The organism is Pseudomonas sp. C1C7 (assembly GCF_013359595.1).
In the GTDB taxonomy this organism is placed as follows: Bacteria; Pseudomonadota; Gammaproteobacteria; order Pseudomonadales; family Pseudomonadaceae; genus Aquipseudomonas.
Genome location: NZ_JABFMP010000016.1, coordinates 1 through 19,997, shown reverse-complemented (window position 1 = coordinate 19,997; position 19,997 = coordinate 1). Strand labels below are relative to the sequence as shown.

Annotated in this window: 17 protein-coding genes and 2 pseudogenes; 7 read left to right on the top strand and 12 right to left on the bottom strand. The window is 60.8% G+C overall.

Annotation, left to right across the window (positions count from 1 at the left end):
- Window positions 1-34: 34 nt before the first annotated feature.
- The 5 genes and pseudogenes from ddlA to HNO86_RS14980 all read right to left on the bottom strand — a co-directional run bounded on the left by ddlA (window position 35) and on the right by HNO86_RS14980 (window position 4,625).
- Window positions 35-1,129, bottom strand: coding sequence for a D-alanine--D-alanine ligase (ddlA, locus tag HNO86_RS14995; protein ID WP_175377723.1), 1,095 nt, complete (start codon window positions 1,127-1,129; stop codon window positions 35-37).
- Between the two features lie 24 nt (window positions 1,130-1,153).
- A complete protein-coding gene (locus tag HNO86_RS14990; RefSeq protein ID WP_175377722.1) occupies window positions 1,154-1,753 on the bottom strand; it encodes a flavin reductase family protein in 600 nt (199 codons plus the stop codon).
- A gap of 110 nt (window positions 1,754-1,863) precedes the next feature.
- Window positions 1,864-2,301, bottom strand: a pseudogene (locus HNO86_RS30605) (methyl-accepting chemotaxis protein); the annotation flags it as partial.
- Between the two features lie 150 nt (window positions 2,302-2,451).
- Window positions 2,452-3,090 (bottom strand): annotated as a pseudogene (locus HNO86_RS30600) (PAS domain-containing protein); the annotation flags it as partial.
- 221 nt (window positions 3,091-3,311) lie between these two features.
- Window positions 3,312-4,625, bottom strand: a complete 1,314-nt coding sequence (locus HNO86_RS14980) for an MFS transporter (protein WP_175377720.1) — start codon at window positions 4,623-4,625, stop codon at window positions 3,312-3,314.
- A gap of 200 nt (window positions 4,626-4,825) precedes the next feature.
- Here HNO86_RS14980 and HNO86_RS14975 point away from each other — a divergent pair, with 200 nt between their 5' ends.
- Window positions 4,826-6,244 (top strand): TIGR00366 family protein, encoded by a 1,419-nt coding sequence (locus HNO86_RS14975; RefSeq protein ID WP_175377719.1) that lies wholly within the window; start codon window positions 4,826-4,828, stop codon window positions 6,242-6,244.
- 83 nt (window positions 6,245-6,327) lie between these two features.
- Here HNO86_RS14975 and HNO86_RS14970 read toward each other — a convergent pair whose 3' ends face one another.
- Complete coding sequence (locus tag HNO86_RS14970; protein WP_175377820.1) at window positions 6,328-6,624, bottom strand: nucleotidyltransferase domain-containing protein; 297 nt, start codon at window positions 6,622-6,624, stop codon at window positions 6,328-6,330.
- Between the two features lie 123 nt (window positions 6,625-6,747).
- Between HNO86_RS14970 and HNO86_RS14965 the strand changes: the two genes are divergently transcribed.
- Both HNO86_RS14965 and HNO86_RS14960 read left to right on the top strand, forming a co-directional pair.
- On the top strand, window positions 6,748-7,920 hold the full coding sequence (locus HNO86_RS14965; RefSeq protein ID WP_175377718.1) for a hypothetical protein: 1,173 nt from the start codon (window positions 6,748-6,750) through the stop codon (window positions 7,918-7,920).
- Between the two features lie 146 nt (window positions 7,921-8,066).
- Complete coding sequence (locus HNO86_RS14960; RefSeq protein WP_175377717.1) at window positions 8,067-8,591, top strand: lysine methyltransferase; 525 nt, start codon at window positions 8,067-8,069, stop codon at window positions 8,589-8,591.
- Window positions 8,592-8,597: 6 nt separating this feature from the next.
- Here HNO86_RS14960 and can read toward each other — a convergent pair whose 3' ends face one another.
- The gene (can, locus tag HNO86_RS14955; RefSeq protein WP_175377716.1) at window positions 8,598-9,242 is read right to left on the bottom strand and encodes a carbonate dehydratase; all 645 of its coding nucleotides are present in this window, start codon (window positions 9,240-9,242) and stop codon (window positions 8,598-8,600) included.
- Window positions 9,243-9,383: 141 nt separating this feature from the next.
- Here can and HNO86_RS14950 point away from each other — a divergent pair, with 141 nt between their 5' ends.
- Window positions 9,384-9,788 (top strand): serine kinase/phosphatase, encoded by a 405-nt coding sequence (locus HNO86_RS14950; protein WP_175377715.1) that lies wholly within the window; start codon window positions 9,384-9,386, stop codon window positions 9,786-9,788.
- Between the two features lie 124 nt (window positions 9,789-9,912).
- Here the strand turns inward: HNO86_RS14950 and rimI are convergent, their stop codons facing one another.
- Window positions 9,913-10,365: a ribosomal protein S18-alanine N-acetyltransferase gene (gene rimI, locus HNO86_RS14945; protein WP_175377714.1), complete on the bottom strand. Its 453-nt coding sequence runs from the start codon at window positions 10,363-10,365 to the stop codon at window positions 9,913-9,915.
- Window positions 10,358-11,101 carry an energy transducer TonB gene (locus HNO86_RS14940; RefSeq protein ID WP_175377819.1) on the bottom strand — a complete coding sequence of 248 codons (744 nt, stop codon included), beginning with the start codon at window positions 11,099-11,101 and terminating at the stop codon, window positions 10,358-10,360. Before HNO86_RS14940 ends, rimI begins: the two co-directional genes overlap by 8 nt.
- Window positions 11,102-11,320: 219 nt before the next feature.
- On the opposite strand from HNO86_RS14940, the gene mksB reads away from it, so the two are divergent.
- The 3 genes from mksB to mksF are packed head-to-tail and all read left to right on the top strand — an operon-like array spanning window position 11,321 to window position 16,147.
- A complete protein-coding gene (gene mksB, locus HNO86_RS14935; RefSeq protein ID WP_175377713.1) occupies window positions 11,321-12,616 on the top strand; it encodes an Mks condensin complex protein MksB in 1,296 nt (431 codons plus the stop codon).
- The gene (mksE, locus tag HNO86_RS14930; RefSeq protein ID WP_175377712.1) at window positions 12,606-13,310 is read left to right on the top strand and encodes an Mks condensin complex protein MksE; all 705 of its coding nucleotides are present in this window, start codon (window positions 12,606-12,608) and stop codon (window positions 13,308-13,310) included. The genes mksB and mksE overlap by 11 nt, the downstream gene beginning before the upstream one ends.
- Window positions 13,307-16,147, top strand: a complete 2,841-nt coding sequence (mksF, locus tag HNO86_RS14925; RefSeq protein ID WP_175377711.1) for an Mks condensin complex protein MksF — start codon at window positions 13,307-13,309, stop codon at window positions 16,145-16,147. The genes mksE and mksF overlap by 4 nt, the downstream gene beginning before the upstream one ends.
- A gap of 133 nt (window positions 16,148-16,280) precedes the next feature.
- Here the strand turns inward: mksF and HNO86_RS14920 are convergent, their stop codons facing one another.
- The 3 genes from HNO86_RS14920 to HNO86_RS14910 are packed head-to-tail and all read right to left on the bottom strand — an operon-like array spanning window position 16,281 to window position 19,846.
- Window positions 16,281-18,584: a PqiB family protein gene (locus tag HNO86_RS14920; protein WP_175377710.1), complete on the bottom strand. Its 2,304-nt coding sequence runs from the start codon at window positions 18,582-18,584 to the stop codon at window positions 16,281-16,283.
- Window positions 18,577-19,200, bottom strand: coding sequence for a paraquat-inducible protein A (locus HNO86_RS14915; RefSeq protein ID WP_175377709.1), 624 nt, complete (start codon window positions 19,198-19,200; stop codon window positions 18,577-18,579). Before HNO86_RS14915 ends, HNO86_RS14920 begins: the two co-directional genes overlap by 8 nt.
- A complete protein-coding gene (locus HNO86_RS14910; protein ID WP_175377708.1) occupies window positions 19,187-19,846 on the bottom strand; it encodes a paraquat-inducible protein A in 660 nt (219 codons plus the stop codon). Before HNO86_RS14910 ends, HNO86_RS14915 begins: the two co-directional genes overlap by 14 nt.
- Between the last annotated feature and the right edge of the window lie 151 nt (window positions 19,847-19,997).

Here is a 19,997-nt window from a genome sequence, read left to right as displayed (position 1 = left end):
AGGTAGGCCCTTTTTGTTGCGATCTGAAATCAGGTCACCGACTGATTTTCAACGCCCGCCGAGCCTGGTGCTTCTCCAGCGCCAACTCGATCAACCGCGTGACCAGCTCGCTATAGGTCATGCCCGCGGCCTGCCACAGTTTCGGGTACATGCTGATGCGGGTGAATCCTGGGAGGGAATTGATTTCGTTGATCAGCACCTCGCCGCTCTCGGTGAGGAATACATCGACCCGCGCCAGGCCGGAACAGCCCAGCACCTCGAACGCCTCGACCGCCATCGCGCGGATGCGCTCGCTGGCTTGCGTGCTGATGTTGGCCGGGACCACCACTTCGGCGGCCTTGTCGTCGATGTATTTGCTGTCGTAGGAGTAAAAGCCGCTGTGCACCACGATCTCGCCGCAACCGCTGGCGATGGCGCTTTCGTTACCCAGCACCGCGCATTCGATTTCACGGCCACTGACGGCGGACTCGACCAGCACCTTTTCATCGAACCCCAGCGCCAGCTCGATTGCCGCGTTGTATTCGGCTTCGTCGGCGGCCTTGCTCACGCCCACGGATGAGCCCTGGTTTGCCGGTTTGACGAACAGGGGCAGGCCCAACTTGGCGACCACCTCGGCAAAATTCGTGCGCCCTGCGGTCCGCCGAGTCAGGGTCACGAACGGCGTAACCGCCAGCCCCGCATCGCGCAGCAGGCGCTTGCTGATGTCCTTGTCCATGCACACCGCCGAACCCAGCACGTCGGAACCGACAAAGGGTAGATCCGCCATGCGCAGCAGGCCTTGCAGGCAACCGTCTTCGCCCAGGGTGCCGTGGACGATCGGGAAGATCACATCGACGTGCCCCAGCAACTCCTGGCTGGCGGTTTCCACCAATTGCTGATGGGGCTTGCCGGGGACGACCGCCAATTCACGATTGGATTGATTCAAGGCAATCAGGGCCGGATTTTCCTGGTTCAGCAGGAAATTCGAAGGATCGTTGAGATGCCAGTGCCCTTGTTTGTCGATGCCGATCAGGACCGGCTCGAAACGCGAACGATCCAGGGCATCGACGATGTTCTTCGCCGATTGCAGCGACACTTCATGCTCGGCCGAGCGGCCGCCAAAGATGATTCCTACACGCAATTTACTCATTGCCTGGCCTCGATGTGAGTGTGTTTAGGGCTGCAACGCTTTGCCGTCCACCGGCGCGCCAATGGTCAAAAAGTGTCCGCCGGCGACGTGATGCAAGGTACGCAGCGCGTCATGGCCCTCGAAGTGCCAGCGCCCGTCACTGAACACGCGCTCATCGGCCTGGGCGGCGATCACTTCGGCGACGAACAGGTCGTATTGCTGATGATTGCCGGGCTCGGGCAGCAACTTGCATTCGAGCCAGGCGACGCAGCCCTCGAGCATCGGCGCGTCGATCTTCTCGGCGTCGAAGGTGGGTAAGTCGTAGATCTGGAATTTGTCGCGCCCGTGTTCTCGGGTCAGTTCAAGGCCAGAGGTCGAGCCGACGGTTTGCGCGATATCGGCCTGTGCGGCGCAGGGAACGTTGAGGACGAAGGTGCCGGAGGCTTCCAGCAGTTGCCGGGTCCAGGTGGATTTATCCAGTACCACGGCGATTTTCGGCGGTTCGAAATCCAGCGGCATGGCCCAGGCCGCGGCCATGATGTTGCGTTCGCCGCCATGGGCCGCGCTGACTAGCACGGTCGGCCCGTGGTTGAGCAAACGATAGGCCTTGGACAAGGGAACCGGGCGGCGGTGGGAGACGCTCATGGATGTCTGCTCCTGGAGAAATGAGCCGATTGTAGCGACATCCCAAATGAAAAGATCGCAGCCTGCGGAGCATCCTGCAGGAGCTGCCGCAGGCTGCGATCCTTTACGAATCAGCTCGCCAGTTGATTGGCAAACTGCCCCACCGCATTGACCACTTTCTGTGCACCGTCCTGGATCTCGACGATCACAGTGCCCGCTTCCGCCGCCAGTGCCAGGCCCTGTTCCGCCTGGAGCTTGCCATCGGTCATCAGGGCCACTGCATTGCGCGCCATGTCCTGATTCTGTCGCACCACCAGCACGATCTCATCGGTGGCCTGGCTGGTGCGCGAGGCCAGTTGCCGGACTTCGTCGGCCACCACGGCAAACCCGCGCCCCTGCTCGCCGGCACGGGCCGCTTCGATGGCGGCGTTCAGCGCCAGCAGGTTAGTCTGTTCGGCAATACCGCTGATGGTTTTGACGATGGTGCCGATGACCAGCGACTGTTCGTTCAAGGCTTCGATGCCATCGCCAGCAGTCTGCATGTGCTTGGCCAAGTCACGCATCACATCCACCGCCTGGGTCACCACGGCGTTTCCGCGCTGGGCGCTCTGGTCGGTCTGCTGCGAGGTGCTGTAGGCGATGTTCGCCGCTTGCGAGACGGCCTGTTCCTGATTGACCTGATCGGTAATCACCGTGGCGAACTTCACCACTTTGTAGAGCTTGTTGTTGGCATCGGCCACAGGGTTGTAAGTTGCCTCCAGCCAGACAGTACGACCATGGCTGTCGACACGCTGGAAACGGTCAGCCACAAACTCGCCAGCGTTCAGGCGGCGCCAGAAACTCTGGTACTCGGCACTGTTGGCGTCTTCCGCCCGGCAGAACATGCGGTGATGTTTGCCCTTGATCTGCGCCAGGCTGTAACCCATGCCGGAGAGGAAACGGTCGTTGGCCGAAAGCACGTTGCCATTGAGGTCGAACTCGATCACCGCCGTCGAACGCACCAGCGCGCCGATCAGGTTTTCATGTTCGCGCGAGGCTTCGATGGTGCGGGTCAGGTCGCTGGAGAAGATCGAGAAATGCCGGATCCGGCCGTCGGATGAGCGTATCGGCTGCACGATCGAGCGCAGCCAGGCTTCTTCTCCCGTTCCGCGCAACAGGCGCACGGCACCGGCAAAGTGCTCGCCGCGGGTCAGTGCTGCCTTGAAACGGTGATGGAAGTCATCGGCCTTGACGTGATCGGGAACGATTTCCTCGATATGCCGACCGATCAGGTCGCTGCTCTTGTAGTGCATCTCGCCGAGGAAGTTCTGGTTGACCGATTGCACCCGCCAATCCGGGTCGAGCGTCAGCACCAGCATCTCGCTTTCCAGGCTTTCCTTCACTTGCTGAAGGCTGGAGAGTTCTTCGCGAAGAGCCTGCAGCTCCTGCTTCAAGCGTTTATTGAACATGGGAAAGCACCGATGGACAGGGATGGAAAACGGTATGCAGCCTAACCATCGGCCTGTCGGGTGTTTTCTGAAGTGCCTTAAGGGTTTGTCCTACAAAAATAATCAGGGGCCTGTGCAAGGCCCCTTTTCAATCACACCGCGCCGGCGACTGAACAACTGCCGACTTTCGGCATGCGCGCCCCGAAATACGCGGCGCTGCCCACGCCCACCGCGCCCATCACCGCGCAGAACATCACGCAGATCCATGGGCTCCACGGCATCAGACCGATCAACAGCAACGGTGTGAAACTCGCCCACGCGGCGTAGGCAATGTTGTAGGTGAAGGAAATGCCGGAAACGCGAATCCGCGCCGGGAACAGGCTGACCATCACCGAGGGCACCGCGCCGACGACGCCACAACTCAGGCCGGCCACCGAATAGGCCAGAGCGATCCAGTTGCCGCCATTGATCAGGCAGGCGTAGAGCACGCCAATGCCCAGCGGCAGCAGCAGGCTGTAAATCATGACCGTGCGCCAGGCACCGATACGATCGACCAGCAACCCGGCCAGCACGCAGCCGATGTTCAAAAAGACGATACCCAACGCGCTCAGGGCGAAGGTGTGGCTGGCGGTCATGCTGAAGGTTTTCTGCATCATGGTCGGGGTGATGACCACGAACACCACCACGGCCGAGGTCAGCACGCAGGTCAGGATCATCGCCGGCAGCATGGCCAGCCGATGTTCGCGCAGGACCGCCCGCAGCGGCAGTTCCATGTGCTCTTCGCGGCGCGCCTGCATGGCCATGAACACCGGGGTTTCACTGAGCCAGCGGCGTAACCACACACCGATCACGCCGAACACGCCGCCGAGCAGGAACGGATATCGCCAGGCGTAATCGAGGATCTCGGTCGGGGTGAAAAGCTGGGCCAGGAAGGTCGCCGTCAGGGCACCCAGCAGGTAACCAAAAGTCAGCCCCGCCTGCAAAAAGCCCAGGGCGTAGCCGCGATGGCCAACCGGCGCATGTTCGGCCACGAACACCCAGGCGCTGGGCACTTCCCCGCCCACCGCGGCACCTTGCAGGACGCGCAGCAACAACAGCAACAGCGGTGCGAAATAGCCGATTTGCGCGTAGGTCGGCATGACCCCGATCAGCAGGCAGGGCAGCGCCATCATCAGGATGCTCAGGCTGAACACCCGCTTGCGCCCCAGCCGGTCGGCGAAATGCGCCATCAGGATGCCGCCCAGGGGGCGTGCCAGGTAGCCGGTGACGAAAATCCCGAAGCTCTGCAACAGGCGCAGCCATTCGGGCATTTCCGGCGGGAAGAACAACTGGCTCAGGGTCAGCGCGAAAAACACGAAGATGATGAAATCGTAGATTTCCAGCGCCCCGCCGAGGGCAGCGAGCCCCAGGGTCTTGTAGTCCGAGCGGCGAAAAGGCGCCGGGCGCGAATCGGTAATGGCATTCATGTAAAAGAACTCTGGCACAGGCAAAAACCAAGGCGCCCATGGTCTACGCAAACGCCGCAAGGAACAACCCGCTAGACCAAAGTCGCATAGCCGTAAAACAGCGTCACAAAATATTTCGCCTTGATTTACTGTAACCGCCTGTCCAGACGGGCCGTCGAGCCCCGAAGACCACAACAAACATAAAAATTCGAGGTATTCCCGTGGCCGCTGATATCGAAGATAGCCGCTCAGCCCGCTTTGCCCTGCGCTGCTCAAGTTTTGCCGAACGCTGGTTTCCCGACTCCTGGGTATTCGCCGCCCTGGCGGTGATCATCGTCGCCGTGGCCACGATGTTCATGGGCGCCAAGCCGACCGATGCCGCGATGGCATTCGGTGATGGTTTCTGGAGCCTGATCCCCTTCACCATGCAGATGGCGTTCGTGGTGATCGGCGGTTATGTGGTGGCCAGCTCGCCGCCCGCGGTGAAGCTGATCGACCGGTTGGCCAGGATCCCGAAAAACGGCCGTTCCGCCGTGGCCTGGGTCGCCCTGATTTCCATGGTCGCTTCGCTGCTGAACTGGGGCCTGTCGCTGGTGTTCGGCGGCCTGCTGGTACGCGCCCTGGCCCGCAGAACCGATCTGAAAATGGATTACCGCGCCGCCGGTGCCGCCGCCTACCTCGGCCTTGGCGCCGTGTGGGCCCTGGGGCTGTCGTCGTCCGCAGCGCAATTGCAGGCCAACCCGGCAAGCCTGCCACCGTCGATTCTGTCGATCACCGGGGTGATTCCATTCACCCAGACGATCTTCCTCTGGCAGTCCGGCGTGATGCTGCTGGCGCTGATTGTCATCTCGGTGATCATCGCCTACGCCACCGCACCGGGTAAAAATTCGGCGCGCGACGCCGAGGCCTGCGGCGTCGACCCGAGCTTCAACCTGCCACCGCTACAACCGCGCACCCGTCCCGGCGAATGGCTGGAACACAGCCCGCTGCTGATCATCCTGCTGGTGCTGCTGGCCGCTGGCTGGCTGTTCCACGAGTTCTCGACCAAACCTGCGATCACCGCGATTTCCGGCCTGAACACCTACAACTTCCTGTTCATCATGCTCGGCGCCCTGCTGCACTGGCGCCCGCGCAGCTTCCTCGACGCCGTGGCCCGCGCAGTACCAACCACCACCGGCGTGCTGATCCAGTTCCCGCTGTATGGCTCGATCGCCGCGCTGATGACCACGGTAAAAGGCGCCGACGCCCAGACCCTGGCCCACCACATCTCGACCTTCTTCGTCAGCATCGCCTCCCATGACACCTACGCGCTGCTCATGGGCGTGTACTCGGCGATCCTCGGCTTCTTCATTCCATCCGGTGGCGGCAAGTGGATCATCGAAGCGCCGTACGTCATGCAAGTGGCCACCGACCTGAACTACCACCTGGGCTGGGCCGTGCAGATCTACAACGCCGCCGAAGCCCTGCCCAACCTGATCAACCCGTTCTACATGCTGCCGCTGCTGGGCGTGCTGGGCTTGAAGGCCCGGGACCTGATCGGGTTTTCGTTCGTGCAGCTGCTGGTGCACACACCGCTGGTGCTGGTGTTGCTGTGGGCACTGGGGACGACGCTGGCGTATATGCCGCCAGTGATGCCTTAAGGCAGAGGGAATTGCACCTGCTGCGAGGCAGGTGCAATCACGAATCGGAAGGCAGGACTTTCAATAATTCAGGTAGTGATCAGTCATACCGGACGCGCCTGATCGAGTACCTGCTGACGAAACTTCAATGGCAAATCCCCTGGCGTCAGCAGATCAACGCTGACCCCCAGCAAATCCTCCAGCTCGAGCTGGAGCCCTCCAAGATCGAACAAGGTAGCACCCGGCAGCGTATCCACCAGCAGGTCAAGATCGCTCCCTTCCTGATCCGTCCCGAACATCACCGAACCGAACACTCGGGGAATGGAAGTCCGAAAGCGGCTTACAACCTCGCGAACGGCTGCTCGTTGCAGATCAAGCGCGCCTGATGTTTCACCTTTTATCGAGGGCGGTATTGCGCCAGTCTAGCAGCGGTCCGGTGCGCCAGACACTGCACGAGCGGTAACGCGAGTGCTACATATAATGTATCCACCCTGTTCAAGGGATCACGCTGAAAGGATCTGAGCATGCAAAAACTCGCAGGACTTACCCTCGCGGCTCTCACCCTGAGTGCCGCTGCTCACGCCGATGTCGGCATGAAGCTGGGCAGCACCGAACGCGTTACCCGCCTGTTTGCCTATCCCAACAACTGCAACGTCATCTGCTTTCGCAACTGGACGCTTGAGCAGACTGTCGAGCATTACCTGACCCAGAGCCTGCAACGCGATGGCTACGGCGATGCGAAGGTGCTGGTCAAAAACGATAACAACCAGCTGCATGCCGAAATCACCGGCGTCCCCAAAAGCTATGAAAAACCGCTGACAGCGCTGCTGGACGCCGGTGATCTGGCGTACAACGGCGCGACCAAGCTCAATGCCGACGGCAAGTGGGCCTATAGCTGGTATTTCTTCCTACCGCTGGGCATGGCCCTGGAAAACCGCAGGAGTGTCGAGCTGCTGCACTTCCCGCCGGACTATTCGCTGACCCAGGCCCAGGATTACCTGAAATCCGCCACCACCGACCGCTGGGCCTCCCTGCTGACCGTGAACGGCATCCCCGCCGAGCAGACGCCGGCCTTCCAGACGATCATCGATATCGCGCCGATTGCAGCGCCTTCCAATGCCGGCAAGGACCTCGAAGGTGTCTACGACTACTTCAAGGATTATCAGACCGCCATGGTCAGGAACATGAGCGTGACGGCCAGCGGCGATCCTTTGCCGATGGTCGCCTTCGGTACGCCGGTGCGTAACTGGATCAAGCAACAGTACGGGCCGACCGTGAACGTACTGAGCCTGGTGAACATCAGCCCGAGCGACGGGACGAAAGTGCCTGTGCTGGGCGCCAATCACCCGAGCTACATCTGGTACGCGTCTGATCCGGACAACTACACAGGCAACGATGCCAAGGCCAAGGCCGATACGGCGGGCCTGAAAGTCATGGGTCAGGACCTGAGCGTCGCCTGCTGGCAGGCCGCCATGGGCCGTCAGCCGGACAGCAATCCCGACATCGAGCTCAAGAGCTGTACGCAAACCTGGCAAGTGGCCCAGAAAGAAAAGACCTGTGCGCTGTTCTACACCTCGATCCGCAACCTGACGCCTGCTCAGGCCGCCGGCAAGTGCGCGACGGCGACCATTGCACCGCAGCTCAAACAGCTCAAGGCGCCAGCCCCCGCTACCACGGTCCCCGCGCCAGGGCTGTAAAACGATGAACGGCAGTCCAACTGTCATTTGTGACAGTAGACCGCCGGTTCCATCTGCGAGAGGCTTGGGGCTGAACTCATGCGCTGCAGCGCTGACAGGATCGTCAGCTGATCGAGGTCGCAGCCCCCGCCGACAAGGATCGTTAGATGAAAGCCAGTGCCCTGCGCAAATCCCCCGCGCCGCCCCCTGCGGGCATTTATCCGTTTACCGAACTACCCACCGACCTCGGCTTCCCCTCCCTCACCGACTTCGAGATTCTCACCAATAGCGCCGGCAAACCGATCGCCGCAATGGTGTTGCGCGAATTTCCGCGAATCAGCCGAATCTGCCGCGTTTCCGGCCATCTGCTTCCCTATCGTAGCCGGCACACACGGCAGATGGCCCCCGGGGTGCATGTCTACGACCCACGGTTCTGCGGATTGCTGAGGCACTCGTGCGATCCCAATGTCTATCTCGACATGAGTGAGCTGTGGTTATGGGCGCTGAAGGACATCAGGAAGGGGGATTGGCTGGCGATGGACTATGCCGCCACCGAGGACAAGTTGCTGCGACAGTTTGCCTGTCTGTGTGGCTCGTACAACTGTCGGGGCTGGATTACCGGCTATGACGAGGCGCCAAATGCCGACGGCCAGCTGTTTTTACAACACTGGCGTCGGCAGAGTTTGTCCTGACGCGTACTACAGCGGTTCGAAAGGACGCAGGCGGTATTGCGGCGGCAACTGCTCAGGGCCGCTGATGGTGGTGTTCAGGCTCTTCCAGCGACCGTCCTTGATGCCGTAGATGCAGCCGTGGATCGACAGCTTCTGACCACGGTGCCAGGCGTTCTGCACGATGCTGGTGTGGCCGACGTTGGCCACTTGCTGGATCACGTTGAGTTCGCACATGCGGTCGACCCGCTCTTCTTCGGTCGGCAGTTTGGCGAGCTCTTCGCGCTTTTCGTAGTACAGGTCGCGAATGGTGCGCAGCCAGCCATCGATCAGGCCGAACTGACGATCCTGCATCGAGGCGCGCACACCGCCACAGCCATAGTGGCCGGTGACGAGGATGTGTTTGACCTTGAGCACGTCGACCGCGTACTGAATCACCGACAGGCAGTTCAGGTCAGTGTGCAGCACCACGTTGGCCACGTTGCGGTGAACGAACAGATCGCCCGGCAGCATGCCCACGATCTCGTTGGCCGGTACCCGCGCATCGGAACAGCCGATCCACAGATACTCCGGCGTCTGCTGGCGAGCCAGTTTGGCGAAGAAGTCCGGATCTTCCTTGGTGATCGCGTCAGCCCAACGCTCGTTGTTATCAATCAGGTCTTGTAAGTCGTGCATGCTGGGAAGCCTCAAGAATGATTTGCTGCTTTGACAGACGACCGCCCGTCGGGGTCACCAAAGGATGGCAAGTGTTTTCGTTGGAATTCTCGTGTGCCGGGTGAGTCCACCCTTGTAAGGCCCACAGTATGAGGATTTGCCATGAATGATTCACGACGCCCATACGATGCGATACAACCGCAACCCATCGATGATAACGAAGACCGCATGGGATCGGTGCACGAGCTGGATTTCGACGACGAACAGCCCAGCGCGAAAATCGGAGACGAACTGTCCGAGCGTGAACGCGAGCAATTGATGCCTCGGGAACGGGTGCGCGAAGCGGGCATGACCGGTGCCTCCACCGACGATCATCAACCGACGGACGACGATTTGAGCCCGGAAACCCTGATCCGCGAAGACGGCGCCCGGGATGCTCGCGAAATCGGCCGGGGCAATGAGTCGGGTTGGGATCTGAGCATCGTCGATGAAGACGAGATTGGCGGTGGTGACGGACTGGATGAGGCGGAGTTGGCGCGGCGCAAGCCGCTGGACGGAAAACGCTGATCCGCTGGCCTATGGAAACGCTGACCCGCTTTTCTGTAGGAGCTGCCGAAGGCTGCGATCTTTTGATCTTGCTTTTAAAAGACAAAATCAAAAGATCGCAGCCTTCGGCAGCCCCTATAGGTGATCAATCGACCAGAGTGCAGGCCATGACCACCGCATCTTCGCGCCCACCCACCGCCGGGTAGTAGTCCCGACGCCGGCCAATCTCATTGAATCCATAACGCTCATACAGCTTGAACGCCGCCGTATTGCTGTCACGCACCTCCAGGAAACACTCCCGGGCTTCGGCCTTGCAGGCAATCGACATCAGATGCTCCAGCAGCGTCAATCCCAGGCCACGGCCCTGATTTTCCGGTTTGACGGTGATGTTCAGCAGATGCGCTTCATCAAGAATGACCTGCACCACACCGTGCCCGACCTGCTGCTGCCCTTCGAACATCAGCCAGATCTGGTACTTGCCCAGGCCATCGAGAAAAATGCCGCGGGTCCAGGGATGGCTGTAGGCCGCGTATTCGATCTTCAGTACAGCGTCCAGATCCGCCTCGGTCATCGGGCGGAACGATACAGAGTCACTCATTCGATTCTTTCCAGCGCGCCATCAGCCGACGCATGGCTTGCCAGACATCCGCCTTGCGCCGTGGCTCTTCCATTAATAACTCCAGGCCCGGCAAGGCCCAGACCGAACCCAGGCCTTCGACCTGAAGTTCGCGGTTGTAGGATTCGGCATCCGCCTCGCCGGCAAAACGCACCGCGGGCAGGCCGATCAACCACAGGCAGGCGCATGGACCTTCCTCAAGCCGCGCGCCGAGGAAGCCCTGGACGAAGTCGCGAGCCGCTTCCGGCCCCTGATCCATGGAGCTGCGCACCAGCAGCGGCCAGCGCACCGGCTCGCCGACGATCTGCGGGCTGTCCGGCAGGCCGGCGGCACGCAGCATGTCCTTGAGCAGCAAGTAGGCAGGATCTCGAGACTGGAAGGCTTCGCCTGTGGGTAACTCCACCAGCAGCAGACAGCGCCCGGCACGCAGCAATTGCAGGGCGAATCGCGGAGGCGGCATGACGGGGGCCTTCGCGACAGGTGCTTCTTCGGCCTCTTCCACCGGCTTGGCCGCCGTGCGCGGGCTGGCGGTCGAAGGTCGAGGCACTTCGATTTTCACCCGCTCGGCCGGTTTGGCTACTGGAGCGGCAGCCGCTTCAGCCACGGGAGCCGGTGCCACAGGCTCGACCACAACCGGCTCGAGCGGCTCCAGCAATTCGGGCCGCGACGGCGCAGCAAAGGGCAATTCGGTGCGCGGCAGCCAATTGACCACCTGCATGGCGCTCAGATAGGCACGGCGACGGGACTCGATAAGCAAAGGTCGGCCACTTGTGGATAACTAAAGTGCACCGATTCTACAGCCCTTCGCTCAAGATCGCCCGCAGTTGATCGATAGACTTCACCAACAGAAAAGATGTTGTCCGTCCCGAGAGTGAATCGCATCGGCTGCGATGCAGTACAATCGCGGCTTTTATTCGCCAACCAGCCGGCCATTCCGATGATCGAACCCAAGCGCGTCTTGCGCGCCCTCGCTGAACACTGGGCCCTGCTAGAGCCACTGTGCGAGCACTTCGACCAAGGCACCCTGAGCCTCAACGAACTGCGTTCACAGTTGGCCGCCCAGCAAATCGACAGCACGCCGCAGGACATCACCAACCTGCTCGACGTGTGGATTCGCCTCGACATTCTGGTTCCCGTGGCGAAAAGCCCGAACCGTTTCGAGCTCAACGCGCAGATTCACGACTTCCTCGCCTACCTGCGCCGGGAACACCGGCTGGGCCTGTGCCTGGAGATCGAAGCCTACCTGCGCCATCTTGAGCGCCTGGCCGGTTATATCCAGGACGCTTTCGACATTCGCGACGGCAACGACCTGGCGCGTCAATTGCGCCTGCTGGACATGCGCGTTCGCGATGTATTGAAAAAGCTGGCCAACGACGAGCAGGCCCTGGTGGCCGTCGCCGAGCGGGCCAAGACCAGCGACCGGCAGATTCCGCTGCGTCAGCGTTATGCCGAAGTACTGGCGACCTGGGACGAATACGTCGAGCCGATGATCCAGTTGGTGAACGCCGACGGCGCCTTCGAACAGGGCGTGCGCAAGGTCGAAAACGTCTTGCTGAAGATGCTCACCGAACAGCAGCGCCTCGGCCATCTGGTCGACGACGACATGCTGCTGCGCACCCACGCGCGCATCCTCGAAATGCAGACCAGCGCGCAACTGACCCTGCGTCATGCCCGCGAGCTGCTGCTGCCGCTGCGTGAGGAAGCGCGCCGGCACAACGCCGTGACCCGTGGTGCGGCGCTGGCGCTGTCGATGATTCGCCGCAAGGGCATCGATGCCGTGCCGCAGGCAGCCATGCCGATGTTCACCCGGCCGCAAAGCACTTTTCTCGGCAGCGCCAGTCAGGTGGAAGCCTACGTTTACGCCCTGGCCCGTTTCGAACCGAAACCGGCACGCTTCCCCAAGGCCCACAAGATCCACAAGGGCGGCGATGCCCCGCGCGCGCCACGCACGGTCCGCGAGATGCTCGATCGCTGCGAAGACGCCCTGCCGATGCCGGACCTGATGACCTGGCTGCTGGAGCAGGAGCCGGACGGCGCCACCGACGAATTGCTGTACTGGTTCTCGCGCCTGTCCCGGGAAAAACGCTTCAAGCGCGAACGCCTGGAACGCCGCGACTACTTCACACAGGAGCACCAGGTCAGCCTGCGCTCCTTCGCCCTGCTCTCGGCCGGCACAGATACCGCCGAGAATTCTGCGAGCCCCCTCTCTGCAGGTACGCCCCATGCATCTTGATCTATCCGAACTGTCCCATCTGGCGCCGATCTTTCGCGAGCTGTTCAAGGGTTACCACGTCAGCCGCCGCGATCCGGAGCTGTACGCCCAACTGTCGAACTTTCAGGACCAGTACCGCACGCTGTTCAAGGCCCTGGGTTTCGAGTTGGTGTGCGATACCCGCGGCTTCTACTATTTCGTGCCGGAGCTCGCCGCTGCAGCGGTGAACAAGACCGCCCAGCGCCTGGCGCTGTTCACCTTCATTCTGGTCGAGCATCTGGCCGACCAGGGCCGCGACCCGATCTCCGTGCTCGACGGAGGCAGCCTCGGGCGCGATGAACTGCCATCGTTGCTGGAAAAATACCGCGACCTGTTTATCCAGGCCGAAGTGCAGACCCAGGATGAGCTGGAAGAAAAAATCATGCGCCGCATGACCCAGCTCGGTTTCGCCAGTGAAGACAACGGCGTCTACCGTTTCCTGCCGCCGATGCACCGCTTCCTCGATGTCTGCCTGTCGGTCCAGCAGGACCGCGACCTGGCGGCCAGTCTGCACAGCGTATTGCCGCTGCCGACGCCGGTGCTGATCGACGAAGACAGCGACGAAAAACTGCTGCAGACCGACGACCCGCTGGATCTGGCGGAGTTTGATGAAGAAGAAAGCGAAGAAGACGCTCTGGCCCGCGCCATCGCCGAAGAACAGGAGCTCGACGCATGAGCAAGGAACGCTACGGCATCCGCCGCTTTGCCCTATTGAACACCGCCGGTTACAGCCTCGGCCTGTTTCCGCTGGAGGAGCCGCTGTCGGTCTACGGCGCGAACAACCTCGGCAAATCCGCTTCGATCAACGCCCTGCAGTTCCCGATTCTGGCACGTATGTCGGACATGAGCTTCGGCAAGTACAGCCTGGAGCAGTCCCGGCGCTTCTACTTCGCCTCCGACACCAGCTACATCCTGGTGGAAGTCTCGCTGCCCCACGGCCCGCATGTGATCGGCGTGGTCGGTCGCGGCCCGGGTGGTGGTTTCGGTCACCAGTTCTTCGCCTATGCCGGCAAACTGGACCTGGCCCACTACCAGAAAAACGACACCTGCCTGCGTCAGAAAGAACTGTTCACCAACCTCGAGCGCGAAGGCCTGAAAGCCTATGAACTCAAGCCGGATGAACTGCGTCGCCTGCTGGTCGGCGGCCACACTTCGATTCCACTGGACCTGACGCTGATCCCGCTGCGCTCCACCAGCGAACAGAGCCTGAAGACCTTCCGCGCCCTGTTCATCAACCTGCTGCACATGCGGGAAATCACCGCGGCCAAGCTCAAGCAACTGTTCCTCGATGCCTTCGAGCACAGCCTGCGTTCCGGTAGCGTGGACTACATCGCCGCGTGCGAAGAAGCCTTCCGCGATGTAAGACGCATGGAGCAGGACTACAACTCGCTGGTCGCCGCCGGTCCCTTGGTCGAAGCACTGGCCAACGGCGTGAAACAGCGCGACGTGCTGCGTGGCAAGCTGCATCGCCTGTCGCCACTGCTCGACTCGCTGCTCGGCACCTGGTCTGACTACGCCAGCGCGCGCAAGGAAGAGCTGACCATCCAGGCCGAACACTACCGTCGCGAGCAGGACGACCTGCAAAACGACCAGCGTGGCGGCACTCAGGAGCTGATGCGTCTGGAGCGGGAAATCACCGGCATCCAGCGCTGGCTAGGCGAGCTGTCCGTGCTCAAGCACCGCTTTGCCCTGGTCGATGACGTCAAAGTGCTGGAGCAGCAACTGCTTGCAGCCAAGGACGCCCACGATGAGCTGGCCGGTGCTTTGGCCCAGTCTCGTCAGTTCAGCGCCGAAGATCTGGAAGAGCGTCTGCGCGACCTGGAAAAACGCCTGAAGTCGGTCAAGCAGCAACTCGATCACGCCGACAACAACAGCTATGCCCGTCTGCGCGAAGAGTTTTCCCAGCAGGACGTCGAACGCCTGATGCGCCTGTTCAACAGCGCGCTGTTCAGCCTGCCGCTGGGCGAGCATGGCATCGCGCTGGACGAAAACGGTGACTGGGTCAAATCCGTGGAGCTGATCCTCGATGGCTTCAAGGGCGAGCGCTTTGAAGTCCCGGGCCTGTCCATCGATCTGTCGCACATCGAACCGCCGGCGCTGCAAGCCCTGGCCGACCGTGCGGCACTTCGCGACCAGAAAGAACGCCTGGAAAAAGAGCTCAAGCAACTCAAGACCCAGCAAGCCGTGGCCGCCGACCGTGCCGCGAGCAAGACCCAGACCGAAGCGCTGTACCAGCAGGTTCTGGATGCGCAGAAGGCTCTGGAAGATTTCCGTCGCACGCAAACCCTGAGCGCCGAGGAAGGCGAGAAACTCGAGCAACTGGCACAGATGGAAGCCGCCCAGGAAGAGCTCAAGCGCTCCAGCGACGCCTTCACCGAACGCGTCCAGCAACTGTCGGCCAAGCTGCAATTGGTCGGCCGGCAGATCGCCGACATGGAAGCCAAGCAACGCACCCTCGACGACGCCCTGCGCCGTCGCCAGCTGCTGCCGGCGGACCTGCCGTTCGGCACACCGTTCATGGATCCGGTCGACGATTCCATGGACAACCTGCTGCCGCTGCTCAACGACTATCAGGACAGCTGGCAGGGCCTGTTGCGCGCCGATGGCCAGATCGAAGCGCTGTACGCTCAGGTGCGCCTCAAGGGCGTGGCCAAGTTCGACAGCGAAGACGATATGGAGCGTCGCCTGCAACTGCTGATCAACGCTTACGCGCACCGTACCGACGAAGCCCTGACCCTGGGCAAGGCCCGTCGTGCCGCCGTGACCGACATCGCGCGGACCCTGCGCAACATTCGCAGCGACTACGACAGCCTCGAACACCAACTGGCGCTGTTCAACCGCGAGATCAACAAGCGCCAGGTCTCCAACCTGCAGAGCTTCCGAATCGTGTTGGCGCCGAACAAGGAAGCGCTCAAGCACATCGACCAGATCATCCACAGCGCCGGCCAGTACGAAGAAGGCGAGACGCTGTCGGTGTTCGACCTGAGCCAGAGCGCGGAACAGGACAACAAGAACGAAGAGGCCAAGGAATACCTGGCGCGGCTGGTGGCGGCCAACCACAACCAGCTCGGTCTGAAGGACTTGTTCGAACTGGCGTTCGAGATCACCAAGGTCAATGGTCAGCCGGTTATCCACACCGACATCGACGGCGCCGCCTCCAACGGCACCACCATGACCATCAAGGCGCTGACCAACATGTACCTGTTGCTGCACCTGATGGACCGCGACCTGGCCGGCCGCGTACGCCTGCCGTACTACCTCGACGAGGCGGCGGACATCGACGAACGCAACCAGGCTGCGTTGCTGGAAACCAGTCTGCAACTGGGCTTCGTGCCGATCCTGGCGAGTGTGAAGCCGCAGGTCTGCGCCAGTGTCGCCATCGACCTGGAAGGCGGCAGCGGCCCGGCGGGTATCTACATCGACGAGGCGGACTGGAAGTACATTCGTCGTCGTGATCAGGTGAAGGCCACGGTCAACGTCGAAGCCGATGAGCCGGAGCTGGATGCGGTTTGATCGGTTTTAGCTGACGCAATCAGAAAGGCCGCGATCCTCATGAATCGCGGCCTTTTTTGTTTGAGGGCGACACAAAACCCTGTGGGAGCGAGCCTGCTCGCGATGGCGCCCATACAGACGCCATCACCTCCCGCTATTTACCCAGAGTAATCTTCGGCGCCCAGGTCAGCCATTCCTCTTCAAACTTGTCGAACAACGCAAACGTCTGCTCCGGCCGCGCCGCAGCGCCCATGCGATCGCCATCCGGTGTGGCAAACGCAACACCACCCTGAATCATGGTTTCCAGCGATTCGGTACGCACCGTCGCGCCCTTGAACAGCCCGACATCAAAGTCGAAACCGCTGGTGTTCCAGAAGCGGGTACCGCTGCGCACCAACGGCGCGTACTTCGGCTCGATCAGGATATGGATCAACACACGGTCCGCCGTCTGCCCCAGTTCGTAACCCGTTACCTTGCCCACGGTAATCTCGCGATAGGTCACCGGCACGCCAGGCTTCAACGAGCCGCGACGGGCAGCGCTCAACACCAGACTCAACCCGGCCTCCTGCTTGGCGGTTTCCGGAGCGGCGGAAAGGGCAACGAAGTTCTTCTGCGGGCCGAGGTTTTTCGCCGCCGGCTGTACTTCGATGTACTGCCCGGTGACCAAGGTTTCAAGGTTTGAGGTCTTGATCAGACCCAGCTCCGGCTTGACCACCCAGAACTCACTGCCAACCCGCGCAATGCGCTCAGGCACCTCAGTGATACGTGCGGTCAGCAGCACCGATTGCAGATCATCGCTGAGATCGACGTTCTCGATCTTGCCGACATCCAGCCCCTTGAAGCGAACCGGGGTCCCGGCGCGCAAGCCATCGGCGCGATCGACTTTGATCGTGATGAGCGCGCCTTTCTGGTTGGCCTCTTCACGGTTGGCGAACAGACGGAAGCGCGGGATCCGCTTTTTCAGCGGCACCTTGGCCTCGGGCGTTTCAAAGGCGATACCGCCGGCCATCAGGCTTTGCAACGACTCGCTTTTGACTTGAATTCCGCCAGTAAGGCCACCGGTGAGCGTCACACCGCTGGCATTCCAGAACCGGGTCGAGCCGTTGACCAGATCTTCGTATTCCTTTTCGATGTGAACACCGATCACCAGCTGATTTTTCTTGCGCGAAAACTGATAGCTCTGAACCGAGCCCACCTTGACCTGCTTGTAGAGGACCGGGCTGCCGACTTCCAGGGAGCCCAGGTTTTCGGTGAACAACACCAGATGCAATCCCGGCGAACGCAGGTCCAGCGGCGGCGCCTTGGGCCGCGCGACGAATTCCCGTTGCGGGGCGTTGCCTTTATCACCGGGACGTACGGCGATGTAGTTGCCTTTTACCAATGCTTCGAGCCCGGTGATGCCCGCCAGGGAAATCGACGGTTTGACGACCCAGAATTGAGTACCGTCCACCAGGTAATCCTCGGCGAGCGGATCAAGGGTCAACTCTGCGCTGGCGCCGGAGAGATCCGGGTCGACCTTGAGTGCCTTGAGCGTGCCCACCTGAATGCCCTTGTACATCACCGGTGTGCGCCCGGCCTGCAGACCTTCGAAATCGCTGAGTTTGACCTTGACCTTGATCCCGGCCGCAGCAGCGTCGAAGTCTTCATAAAGACGGAACGGCAGGCTTGGATCGGTAGGCGGGCTGTCCTTGCGATTGTCCGGCGTAGCGAAGGCGATGCCGCCGGCGACGATGCTGGCCAGGGACTCACTGCGGACTTTCACACCCGACAGGTTGGCGTCGATGCTGATACCGCTCGCGTTCCAGAACCGCGTATGTTTGCGCACCAGCTTGGCGTAGGTCGGTTCGATGAACACCTTGAGCTCGACGGTACTCTGGTCGTCGGACAGCAGGTAGCTTTTGACCTGACCAACCTTGATCTGCTTGTAGAACACGGGACTGCCGCGATTCAGCGAGCCCAGGCGATCGGCTTTGATCGTCAGGTGCAGACCGGGCTGGGCATCGGAAAGAGGTGGCTCTTCAGCCAGTGCCTTGAACTTGCGGGTGGGCTCGCCTTCGCCCGGGCTGATCGCAACATAGTTACCTGAAACCAGCGTTTCCAGCCCCGTGATGCCGGCCAGACTCACGCTTGGTTTGACCAGCCAGAAACGCGTGCTGGTACGCAGGTACGGCTCCACGTCCTTGTTCATCTCGACGGTAGCGATTACACCTTTGGTGCTGCCTTCATCATCGAGCTTGAGGGTCTTGACCTTGCCGACCGACATGCCTTTGTAGACCACTTCAGTCTTGTTGGCCTGAATGCCTTCACCGCTTTCGAAGCGCACCTGGATCTCGATGCCGGTCTCGTTATAGGCACGCCAGCCGAGCCAACCGCCGATGATCAAGGCGATCAGGGGCAATACCCAAATGGCGGACCAGTTCGAGGCTGGTCGGGTTTTAGCTACGGGCAAATCAGTCATGGTCGGCGTCCGACTCCGTGTTATCCCAAATCAGTCGGGGATCGAAAGTTACTGCAGCAAGCATTGTCAAAATCACCACGCTGGCGAAGGCGATGGCCCCCAGGTGGGCTTCGACACTGGCAAACCGTCCAAAATTCACGACCGCCACCAGAATGGCGATCACAAAGATATCGAGCATCGACCAGCGACCGATGAATTCGATGAAGCGGTACATCCAGATACGCTGCCTTGCCGAGAGCGGCTGGTGGCGTTGCACCGAGTACAACAACAGCGCGATGCCCACCAGTTTGAAGGTGGGTACCAGGATACTGGCGATGAAGACTACGGCAGCGATAGGAATCATGCCGTGCTGAACCAGTTGGATCACACCGGACATGATGGTACTGGGATCACCTTTGCCCAGTGAGCGAACGGTCATGATCGGCAGCACATTGGCCGGGATGTAGAGAATTGCCGCAGTAATCAGCAATGCCCAGGTGCGCGTGAGACTGTTAGGGCGTCGAGCGTGGACCTGCGCACCGCAGCGAGTGCAGAGTTGCTCGTCGGTATCAGCTTCCTGCCTGTTCAATTCGTGACATTCGGTACAGATCAGAATGCCTGCATCAATCGCCCGCATGGGCATCCTCTCCTGATAAAGCCTGCCAGATCTGGTGAGGCGACATCACAACCTCCAGCCAGACCTGAACCAGTAACAAACCGATGAAACATGCCAATCCGAGGCCTATGGTCATGGCTGCCATATCTGCCAGTTTCACGATCGCCACCAGCACGCCCATCAGGTAGACCTCAAGCATCCCCCAGTCTCGCAAATGGTGGTAAATGCGATAGAGCAGCAAGCCGTAACTGCGGCCGATGTTGAAACGGATGCTCAACAGGACAGCCAGCTGGCAGAGCAACTTGAGCAACGGGATTGCCATGCTGCACAGGAACACGACCACGGAAACGCCACGCATCTCCGAGTTGAAGAGGCCGACAACGCCGCTCCAGACCGTGTCTTGTGACGACTGTCCGAGTAGATTGAGCTGCATGATGGGTAAAAAGTTCGCGGGGATGTACAGCAGAAGCGCTGCAATCACCAGGGCGAGACTGCGCTGTACGACGTTGTATCGATGGGCGTAGAGCTCATAACCGCAACGCGGGCACAGGGCTTTCTCGCCATGAGCGAGCTTGGGCTTACGCATCAGCAAGTCGCACTCATGACACGCCACCAAATCGTCCAGCGGTAATTCTGACAGCCCGGAGGCGTCACCCGGATCTGGCATAAAGGCTCTGGCTCCGAAAAAGGTGGACCTATTCTAGTGTCCTGAACCAAAAATAACTGCGCAAATTTGCACTGGGGTGCATCGTGCTTTTTCACACGCAAAAACAAAACCCCAACTGCTTTCGCAATTGGGGTTTCGGAATTTAATCTTG